4 protein-coding genes are annotated in these 3,766 nt (G+C 70.2%); 2 read left to right on the top strand and 2 right to left on the bottom strand.

Annotated elements, in window-relative coordinates; genetic code table 11:
- On the bottom strand, window positions 1-721 hold a 721-nt coding region (ubiG, locus tag VHK87_RS19365), incomplete at its 3' end, for a bifunctional 2-polyprenyl-6-hydroxyphenol methylase/3-demethylubiquinol 3-O-methyltransferase UbiG (protein WP_329636534.1).
- Between the two features lie 113 nt (window positions 722-834).
- On the opposite strand from ubiG, the gene VHK87_RS19360 reads away from it, so the two are divergent.
- Both VHK87_RS19360 and VHK87_RS19355 read left to right on the top strand, forming a co-directional pair.
- A complete protein-coding gene (locus VHK87_RS19360; protein WP_329636533.1) occupies window positions 835-1,731 on the top strand; it encodes a hypothetical protein in 897 nt (298 codons plus the stop codon).
- A gap of 66 nt (window positions 1,732-1,797) precedes the next feature.
- Window positions 1,798-3,045, top strand: a complete 1,248-nt coding sequence (locus VHK87_RS19355) for an aspartate kinase (RefSeq protein ID WP_329636532.1) — start codon at window positions 1,798-1,800, stop codon at window positions 3,043-3,045.
- A gap of 40 nt (window positions 3,046-3,085) precedes the next feature.
- Here the strand turns inward: VHK87_RS19355 and VHK87_RS19350 are convergent.
- A partial coding sequence (locus VHK87_RS19350; protein ID WP_329636531.1) for a copper resistance protein B occupies window positions 3,086-3,766 on the bottom strand: 681 nt, incomplete at its 5' end.

Genomic DNA, 3,766 nt, shown 5'->3' with positions numbered 1-3,766 from the left:
AGTTCACGTCCGTGTCATTGGACCGCGTCCACTGGCCGCTCAGCGGGTTGAAGGCGACGCCGAAGGGGCCGTGCACCTCCACCGGCTCGCCGTGTAGGAAGCCCCTCACCTCCCCCGGCTTGAGAAACTTCCGCCAGTCGTGGGTCCCGGCCGGCAGCCAGCGCAGCACGTACTCGGCGCCGACCTTGGCCAGGGCCAGCGCCTTCAGCGTACGGTTGAGGGTGGCGACAATCATCAGCCCGCCAGGCGCCAGCAGGCGCGCGCAGGTGCGCAGGTACTCGCCCGGGTCCACCACATGCTCGATCACCTCCATGTTGAGGATCACGTCGAACGGCCCGGCGCCCTCGGCCAGCAGCTGCTCGGCGGTGGCGGCGCGGTAGGCGACGGGCAGGCCCTGCTCGGCGGCGTGGGCCTGGGCGGTCGCCACATTGCGCTCGGAGGCGTCGACGCCGAGCACCTCGAACCCCAGCCGGCACATGGGCTCGGAGAGCAGGCCCCCGCCGCAGCCGATGTCCAGCAGCCTCAGCCCCTCGAACGGGCGGCGGGCGGCGGGATCGCGGCCGAACCGCGCCAGCGCCTGCTCGCGGATGAAGGCCAGGCGCACGGGGTTGAACCAGTGCAGCGGCGCGAACTTGCCGTTCGGGTCCCACCACTCGGCGGCGATGCGCGAGAAGCGCTCGACGTCGGCTGGGTCGATGCTCGATGAGGCGGTGCTCGTCATGGCTCCTGCATAGTGGAGAACCTGGCCGGCGCGAAGGCGTGCGGACCCGCATGTGACGCCCCGGGCCACCTGAGGTAGCATCGCGCGACGGTTGAGCCTTGGGGGAGGCGGCGATGGCGGAGATTTCGGTCGGCCAAGCGGTGGGCGCGGGCTTTCGCTTGATCCGCCGCGAGCCCAAGGCGGTGCTGGGCTGGGCCCTGCTCTACTTGGCGTTCGCGGCGGCCATGATGGCCCTGTTCGGCGGCGTGTTCGCCCAGTTCTTTGCAGCGCTGTCGCAGGACGCCGAGCCGGACGCCGCCCAGCTGATGGGCCTCAACGCCCAGATGATGGCGCTGCAGCCGCTGGTGACGCTGGGCGGGGTGGTCCTGCAGACGGTGCTGATGGCCGCGGTCTTCCGCGCGGTGCTGCAGCCGGAGGAACGGCGCTGGGCCTATCTGCGCCTCTCCGGCCAGGAGCTGTGGCTGGGGCTGGTCTACCTCGTCCTGTCGTTCGGCCTCGCGATCCTGGCGATGATGCTGCTGTTCCCGATCGTCGGGCTGGCGGTGTTCGTGGGCTACCTTTTCCGCGAGGCGCTCGGGCCGTGGGGCATCGCGCTGATCGGCGGCCCGGTCGTCGCAGCCTTCATGGGCGGGCTGATCTGGCTGATGCTCCGGCTCTGCCTGGCCTATCCGATGAGCTTCGCCGACCGGAACTTCCGGCTGTTCGAATCGTGGACCCTGACCCGCGGCCACGCCGGGCGGCTGTTCCTGGTCTTCCTGCTGGCGGTGCTGACCGCGCTGGCCATCCAGCTCGTCGGCTTCCTGATCGGCGCGGGCGCCGTCGTGGCGTCCATCGGGCCGGACTGGAAGAGCCTGATGGCGGGCGATCCCTTGGTCCTCTTCCGGATCGGCGGCCCGCTGATCGCCGCCATCGTGGTCGTCGGCTCCGTGCTCAGCGCCGTCGTCGCCGTGATCACCGTCGCGCCGCTGGCCGACGTCTATCGGCAACTCACCGCCTCGTCCGACGCCTGACCATTGCCGCGGCGGAGCGGCGTCGCTAGAAGGCGCGCACTTCGCAAGGACGGGGGCCAAGGCGGCGTGTCGCGGCTGGTCATGAAATTCGGCGGCACCTCGGTGGCCGACCTGGAGCGCATCCGCCGGGTGGCGCGGCTGGTGGCGGCTGAGGTGGAGTCTGGCAAACAGGTCGCCGTGGTGGTCTCGGCCATGGCCGGCAAGACCAACGAGCTGGTCGCCTGGACCGACGGCGCGGGCGCGGCGGCCCAGGGCATCCCCGAGAGCGATGACGAATACGACGTCGTGGTCGCGTCCGGCGAGCAGGTGACCGCCGGCCTGCTGTCCATGACCCTGCGCAACATGGGCCTTCGGGCCCGCTCGTGGCTCGGCTGGCAGATTCCGATCATCACCGACGAGGCGCACGGCAAGGCGCGGATCGACGAGATCCCGCCCGAGAAGCTTGCCGCTGCGCTGGACGACGGCGAAGTGGCGGTGATCGCCGGCTTCCAGGGCGTCGACCGCCAGGGCCGCATCGCGACCCTGGGCCGCGGCGGCTCGGACACCAGCGCGGTGGCCATCGCCGCCGCGCTGGAGGCGGCCTGCGACATCTACACGGACGTCGACGGCGTCTACACCACCGACCCGCGCATCGAAGCCAAGGCGCGTCGGCTGGCCAAGATCTCCTACGAGGAGATGCTGGAAATGGCTTCGCTGGGCGCCAAGGTGCTGCAGACCCGCTCGGTCGAGCTCGCCATGGCCTACAAGGTCCCGGTGCGCGTGCTTTCGAGCTTCGTGGAGCCGGGAGAGGCGACAGGCGCGGGCACCATCGTGTGCGACGAGGAGGAGATCGTGGAAAAGCGCATCGTGAGCGGGGTCGCCTACAGCCGCGACGAGGCCAAGATCAGCCTCTTCGGCCTGCCGGACCACCCGGGCGTCTCGAAGGAGATCTTCGGCCGGCTGGCTGACGCCAACGTCAACGTCGACATGATCGTCCAAAGCCACGCCCGCACCGCGGACACGGCCAATATGGAGTTCACCGTCGGCAAGCGCGACGCCGGCCGGGCGGTGGAGATCGTCCGCGCCGCCCAGAAGGAGATCGGCTTCGACGACGTCCACGTGGACGAGGAGGTCGCCAAGGTCTCGGTGATCGGGGTCGGCATGCGCAGCCACGCGGGCGTCGCCAAGACCATGTTCGGCGCCCTGGCCGAAAAGGGCGTCAACATCCAGGTGATCTCCACCAGCGAGATCAAGATCAGCGTGCTGATCGACGCCGCGTACACCGAGCTGGCTGTGCGCGCCCTGCACGCCGCCTACGGCCTCGACCAGCTGTAGATCACGTCTCGCCGTTCTGTAGAGCGGAGAGAGAGGAAGCTCAGAAGATCGCGGTGAGCCCCACCACCGCCCTGGTCTCGCGGACATCCTCGCCGTGCGCCCGCTCGTGATCGGCCGTCTGCCCGAACGCCCGCTCATGGACCACGCCGAAGTAGGGCGCGAAGGCGGGGGTGAGGTGATAGCGCAGGCGTAGGCCGAGCTCGATATCGGAGAAGCCCGAGCCGACGCCGATCGCCTCGTCGTCCTGGGCGGCCAGGTTCAGCTCCGCGCTCGGCTGCAGCACCAGCCGCTGGGTGAACCGGAAATCGGTCGACGCCTCGAGGCGGGCCGAGAGACCCCCCTTGTCTGAGAGAAAGGCGGCGGCCGAGAGCTCGACCCAGTAGGGCGAGACGCCCTCGATCCCGACGGTCGCGTAGGTGCGGCGGGGCCGGGGCTCGAAGTCCTGGCGGACACCGGCGCGCAGATTGAAGTAGGGGCTGACTGCGCGGCGCCACAGCGCCTGCACCTCGAGGTGCTCGGGCCGTTTTCCCGACAGCCCCTCCCCTTCCGAGGCCAGCACAAAGCGGTTGCTGTCGCCGCCGTAGGAGACCTCGGCGTCCCAGGCGTAACCGTCGCCGTCCGACGAGGGCCGCGCCTCAACGGTCTCGACGAAGAACTGCGGCCATCGGATGTCGCCGTGCTCGGCCCGCAGCTGCGCCCGCGCGGCGGCCATCTCTGCCGG

The organism is Phenylobacterium sp., from assembly GCF_036263695.1.
Classification (GTDB): domain Bacteria; phylum Pseudomonadota; class Alphaproteobacteria; order Caulobacterales; family Caulobacteraceae; genus Phenylobacterium.
Note: the sequence above shows the minus strand (reverse complement) of the source record. Positions and strands in the feature narration are given on the sequence as shown.